The sequence below is a fragment of the Flavobacterium ustbae genome (assembly GCF_003946915.1).
In the GTDB taxonomy this organism is placed as follows: Bacteria; Bacteroidota; Bacteroidia; order Flavobacteriales; family Flavobacteriaceae; genus Flavobacterium; species Flavobacterium ustbae.
The window spans coordinates 1-5,926 of sequence record NZ_RPOC01000032.1 but is presented as its reverse complement, the minus strand read 5'-3'; the positions used below and the strand labels follow the sequence as shown (position 1 = coordinate 5,926).

The 5,926-nt window shown below is 31.7% G+C and carries 8 protein-coding genes; 2 read left to right on the top strand and 6 right to left on the bottom strand.

Features of this window, described 5'->3' with window-relative positions; translation table 11 throughout:
* The first annotated feature begins 215 nt into the window (after positions 1-215).
* Positions 216-533: a DUF5713 family protein gene (locus EG814_RS20790; protein ID WP_125723789.1), complete on the top strand. Its 318-nt coding sequence runs from the start codon at positions 216-218 to the stop codon at positions 531-533.
* Between the two features lie 239 nt (positions 534-772).
* Positions 773-1,639, top strand: coding sequence for an alpha/beta hydrolase family protein (locus tag EG814_RS20785; protein ID WP_235831022.1), 867 nt, complete (start codon positions 773-775; stop codon positions 1,637-1,639).
* On the opposite strand, the gene EG814_RS20780 is transcribed toward EG814_RS20785, so the two are convergent.
* The 6 genes from EG814_RS20780 to EG814_RS21110 all read right to left on the bottom strand — a co-directional run.
* On the bottom strand, positions 1,636-1,998 hold the full coding sequence (locus EG814_RS20780) for a MerR family transcriptional regulator (RefSeq protein WP_125723787.1): 363 nt from the start codon (positions 1,996-1,998) through the stop codon (positions 1,636-1,638). The two genes, EG814_RS20785 and EG814_RS20780, sit on opposite strands and share 4 nt — an antisense overlap.
* Positions 1,999-2,155: 157 nt before the next feature.
* Positions 2,156-3,256 (bottom strand): acyltransferase family protein, encoded by a 1,101-nt coding sequence (locus EG814_RS20775; protein ID WP_125723786.1) that lies wholly within the window; start codon positions 3,254-3,256, stop codon positions 2,156-2,158.
* A 129-nt stretch (positions 3,257-3,385) separates the two neighbouring features.
* On the bottom strand, positions 3,386-3,979 hold the full coding sequence (locus tag EG814_RS20770) for a YdeI/OmpD-associated family protein (protein WP_125723785.1): 594 nt from the start codon (positions 3,977-3,979) through the stop codon (positions 3,386-3,388).
* 47 nt (positions 3,980-4,026) lie between these two features.
* Positions 4,027-4,800 carry an acyl-ACP--UDP-N-acetylglucosamine O-acyltransferase gene (lpxA, locus tag EG814_RS20765; RefSeq protein WP_125723784.1) on the bottom strand — a complete coding sequence of 258 codons (774 nt, stop codon included), beginning with the start codon at positions 4,798-4,800 and terminating at the stop codon, positions 4,027-4,029.
* A 64-nt stretch (positions 4,801-4,864) separates the two neighbouring features.
* Positions 4,865-5,428 carry a Crp/Fnr family transcriptional regulator gene (locus EG814_RS20760; RefSeq protein WP_125723783.1) on the bottom strand — a complete coding sequence of 188 codons (564 nt, stop codon included), beginning with the start codon at positions 5,426-5,428 and terminating at the stop codon, positions 4,865-4,867.
* 245 nt (positions 5,429-5,673) lie between these two features.
* Positions 5,674-5,926, bottom strand: a 253-nt coding sequence (locus EG814_RS21110) for a hypothetical protein (protein ID WP_206430331.1), incomplete at its 5' end; no start/stop codon positions are given.

Here is a 5,926-nt window from a genome sequence, read left to right as displayed (position 1 = left end):
TCCGGTAATAATAACTTTAATATATCGATAAAAGAGTCCTGCATTTCTATATAAGATTAAAATACAAAAATCGACTTTTTAATATTTCCCCACAACATTTAGACTTGATCCGTTACATAGTGGCAATAATTTCTCTGATTTTGGTTTCTTGCAATGGTCAACAATCAAAAAATCCTGACTCGATACTAAAGCAAAAGAATTTAAAAAATGAGAAAATGAAAGATTATTCTTTTTTAAAAAACATGTATGCAGATTCATATTTCCCTAAATTTCTTGTTGATAAAGTAAAGACAGTACTTATCGACCTATGTTTTGACATCGAAAAAACATCTCCAAAAAATATTGAAGAGTTCTATGCATTAACACATTCTGCAACAAAGAAAATAAATGAATTACAGGATGATTTTTTTGAAAATGATAGCGAAATTGAAACCAATGCAAGAGAATCGATTGGACAAGATTTTAATATTATTGCAAAATCTTACGGATTCAATGCGGATACAGAAGAAATAATTGCCCCAAGAGAATGGTAAAAAAATAACGTTATCAGCATAAAAGAGCTTTAAGGCCAGATAAATTTTACTAGCAATACATGAAATAATTTAACAGTAAACCCTCCCAAAAAACTCCTTAAGAAATTAAGGAGTTTTTTTATGCTTTGACAATAACAGCATTTTTTTCTTGTATAAAAACAGTAATTTTATAAATCTTATAAAATCAATTTTTACATTAATACGCAATGAACACTAACTTTTTCTCCAACATATTTTTTTTGCTACTATTAATCGCTTTACCAGAAACGACATTTTCTCAATCTGCTAATTTTACTATTCAAGATGTAAAGTTCGAAAGTCAAGGCATCACTCTTGCTGGCTCGGTTCTAATGCCTGAAAAAGCATTTGCGGCAGCAGTAATTGTTCACGGGTCTGATCCTGTAAAAAGAGAAATGGAGTTTGCAAAACGTCTTGCCAAAGAAGGCATTGCCGTATTGACATATGATAAACGCGGAGTTGGAGAATCAGGCGGAGTATATGTCGGACCAACTGTTGGCACAAATAATATTGACACTACTAATCTTAACTTATTAGCTCAAGATGCAAATTCGGCAGTAAAGACATTTCAAAGCTATTTAAAAAACAAAAAAATCCCAATCGGATTAGTTGGCTTTAGTCAAGCGGGGTGGATAATTCCAATTGCTGCAAATAAAAATCCGAAAATAGATTTTATGGTTTTATTTAGCTGCCCTACTATTACAACTTTAGAACAGCTTCGCTTTCAATTTTATACAAATGGTAACATTAATTTTTGGGAAAATCACACAGAATCAGACGCACGCGAACATACTAAAAATGATCCAGACAAGTATCAGTTTGTTGCGACCGATCCTAAAGTTTCTTTGAATGCTCTTTCCATTCCTGGACTTTGGCTTTTTGGAGAAAAGGACATACAGATTCCAGTAAAGTTATGTATTGAACAATTAAACACATTAAAAGCTCAAGGCAAACCTTTCGAATATACTTTATTTTCTAATTTAGGACACAATACCGTTTCCGATAGCGACACAACACCTTTCGATATTTCAATTCAATGGATAAAACAAAAGACTTTTAATAAAAAGAACTCTAAAGCATCTAACTAACACTCATCATTTTCCAGTTTTTCGCAAACTTTTTCAAGAAGCTTTCTGGTTTGTTTAAAGTGTTTTATTTTATTATCAATCTCTTTTATTTTGGACTGAAAAAGCTCTAATGTTTCTGGTTTCGAATCGGTGCTTTCGAACCAAGCAGTCAATATCTTTTTTATTTCTGCTAAAGTAAAACCGACTTCTTTGGCTTCAATAATAATTTCTAAGCGCTCAACCACATTATCATCATAATGTTTATAATTATTAGATTTTACCTTTTCATTAGTAACGCCTTCGATCATTCCTAAGTTTTCGTAATATCTAATGGTATGAATTGATAATCCCGTTTTCTTCGATAATTCGTTTATTAACATAATTTATTTTTTTAATCTCAAAACAGCAAAGTATAGAGCATAGTCTATACTTACAAGTTACAAATGTAGTGATTAATTTTGCATTTTAAGTTTTAAAATATTACAAATGAGTCAAAAAAAATAAAACTCCATTATGCTAATAGAGTTTTATTTTGAATTATGATCTTACTGAAAGTTTTTCTTTTCGTTTTCTTTTTAAATATTCTCTTAACGGAATGTCATAAAATACCATTACGAAATAAGCAAATCCTACAAGTAAAATAACTGAAGCCACAACGATTAAAGCCAATTGCGCTTCGTCTGGTTTATAATTGGTATAATAATTCCCAAACATCCATAAAGCGGCATAATGTGTCATGTACAACGGATATGAAATTTTTCCAGAGAATACACAAAACTTTTCTAAGCCTGGTTTCAAGACTGCTCCCGCGCCAAGAGAAACCAATAATGGAAAATAAAACAACACAACCAAAGGTTCTGTCAGCCAATTAAATTCTGAAGATGGCATAATGAAAGCCAAAAGCAGTAAAATAGTTAATCCGCCAAAACCAAGTTTATTTTTGATAATCCAATTTGATCGATAAATAAGCAATCCCGCTAAGAAAGAATACGATATTCTAGCGCAGCCATCCCAAAAAGTCGGACCGCTCCAGCCTCCTAATAAATTATCAGAATTATACCCGACATAACATAATGCAAATGCAGCAAGCGCAGTTAAAATCATTAAGTAATTTTTTCGCACTTTATAAAGCACTAATGCGTAGGCGATATTAGCAATATATTCCCAAAACAGTGACCATGCGGGCGCATTAAAACTAAATAAGTTGAAGCCGCGATCTGCAATAACAGGAAATGGAATAAGAAATATAGAACAGATAAATGTGAGAATGATTTTCCCAGTGCTATACAATTCTAAATGTCCGCCAAAAGGATCAAATAAAAAGGCCAGCAATCCTAAGATTGACCCAGCAACGACTAAAGGATGAAGTCTTATAATTCTTGATACAAAAAAATTACGAAGACCCATTTTTGCAATGCGGTCATCATAAGCATATCCAATTACGAATCCAGAAAGACAAAAGAAAAAATCGACGGCTAAAAATCCGTGTCCGATAAAATTTTGGCTTGGATCAGTAAAAATCCATTCCATAAAATGAAAAACAACAACGGCAAAAGCTGCGATGCCTCTTAAGCCGTCTAAAATTTCAAAGTGCTGTTTTGTCTCAAGAATTTCCGTAGATGATGGACTGGTATTCATTAAATTGTATTATTTCGTACTAATTAAGCGATTGGGTTATCGATGCAAGATCTACAAATTAATATTCAAATCAAAATAAGATTATGTCATCAAAAGTTAAATTGTTTTTCTATCTGTATCGATAAATCTTTAATCATTCAATCCTTTTCCATCTAGAATTCTCGAAATATTCTTTTCTACTCTAGCTTCTCTTGTTTTAGATTGTTTTGGCTGAGAAAAATGCAGTAGATATGCACGCTGCCTCCCAGGAGTTAAAGCATAAAACGCTTTTTTAAAATCTGAATTATTATCTAACTTAGTTTGAAGTTCATCTGCAATCTCAAATTCTGAAACTTTTTTCAATTCTACTTTTTGTCCTGATTTTTCAATTTCTGCAGCTTCAAAAATATACTTTTTTAAAATTTCTTTTTTCGATAAAATATCCTGAACATTCGTGAATCGAGCCTGTCGGGCCGCTTGTACATTATCTGACTGCTGAATTAATATCTTATCTGGATCTTTCATCAAAGCCCCTTTAAAAAACAAAAAAGCGCAATATTCTTTAAAAGTATGAATCAAAACAATATTAGCGCCGTCGAAGGTATAACATGGACAACCCCATTTTAATTCTTCAGACAAATGACAATCTAAAACAATAGCTCTCATCTGTTCTATTTCTGACTTCCATTTTTCAGCTTTTTCAAAATAAAAATCTACTTTAGAATTCTCACTATACTTTGTCATAAATAACTTTATTAAAAATTAGTTTAATAAAGATAATAATCTGTAAATCAAAAATCAAAACCTTTCAGGATACCCCTTCCTGAATTTCTTATAAAGCTTATAATTTTGTCTCTTTCTAAAGTTTGTTCAAATTCATTTTCAATCAGTTTCAAAGCAAATTTAGTATTTCGCTTTTCTTGAAATAAAACTCTGTAAATTGCTCTCAGTTCATCAATCTTAGCAGATTCAAATCCTCTCCTTTTTAAACCTACGGTATTTAAGCCCGCAAATCTTAGAGGCTCATGAGCCGCAATAATATATGGACAAATATCTTTAACCACTCGGCTTAAACCGCTTATTAAAGCATGTTCTCCAATAACAGAAAATTGATGTATCGCAGTCAAGCCACTTATATTTGCCCAATCTTGAATAATCACTTCGCCAGCCATTCCAACACTAAATCCAATAATAATATTATCACCGATTACACAATCATGTCCAATATGAGCATTTGACATAATAAGATTAGAATTTCCAATAGATGTTTTACCTTTGGAAATTGTTCCTTTATTAACGGTTACAGATTCTCTAATGATATTATTGTTACCAATTTCAAGGACAGTATACTCTCCCTTATATTTCAAATCTTGAGGAACACCTCCTAAAACTGCATTAGAATGTATCTGGCAATTCTCACCAATTCTTGAACCATTTAAAATCGATACATGATTTCCTATTTGTGTATTATTGCCAATCACAACATCATGTTCAATAATAACACCGTTCCCTATTGAAATATTATTGCCGAGAAGAGCATCTTTATGAATAAAAGTATTTTTCAATTTCGCACCTTTTTAATGAACTGCAAAAATTGAAAAAGTTTAAATATTTTTTATTGAGGTAATATCAAATAATTGCACCACGAATTCTGCTTAAAGTTTCTTGACTTACGCCAATTAATGAGGCAATATGTTTCAATTTGGCTTTTTTAACAATTTGAGGAAATGACTCTAAGAGAAACAAGTATTTTTTCTCTGCAGTCACTAAACGAAATAAATGATTAAACTCATTTATTTTAGAAAGATAATGCCGAAGCTGTTTAATATGAAACTTTACAAATAACGGATACTCTAATAAAGTCTGTTCGTCAGAATAAGATAACGAGTATACTGTTGTTTCCTCACAAGTTTGAAAATTCTCAAAAGAAGGTTTCTGCTCAAAAAAGCTACTCATTGAAGTCACAAATTGATTATCTGTATAAATCCATTTGGTAACTTCTACTCCATCTTCAACACAAAACCTCCTAACAGCGCCCGATTTTATAAAATAAATTCTATCACAAATCTTGCCTTCTTCTGCAAGAAATTCTCCCTTAATAAAAATTTCTTCAACAAAATTTCTTTTAATAGCAAGTTCGGTATCTAAATCCAATACTTGAAAACTATTTATAATATGAATTAGCTCCTCCATCTATTTTTGAATTTCATAATAATCAAAAATAAAACATAATTAATAGAAAAACTAAATCCCTTATGCAAACCACATAATCAATTTCCTTTCCACGGATTTTATCCATTTTAAAGCTCTATCCTCAAAAAAAAAAAACAAGGAAGGAATCTAATATTAAAAAAATCCTTTTCAATACATAAAATCAATTAAAAAACCACCACAAACTTTGGATGCAAAACCAATAAGATTATAATTATGGAGTTTCCCTACGGGTCGGGCTGTCTGCTATATCTTTTATGCCGAACCCTGGCATAAAAAGATGCTGCTTCCATCCCTAACGCACGCGGCATTAAATGGCTTTTCTGGTTCCAGATTTCACAAGAGAAGGATATTATTTTCAGAAAGGCATATAAAACAGAAAACCCCGTTTCGCTGGAAACAGGGTTTTCAAAAGAAAGGCGACGACATACTCTCCCACAATGATGCAGTACCATCTGCGCAGGCGGGCTTAACTTCTCT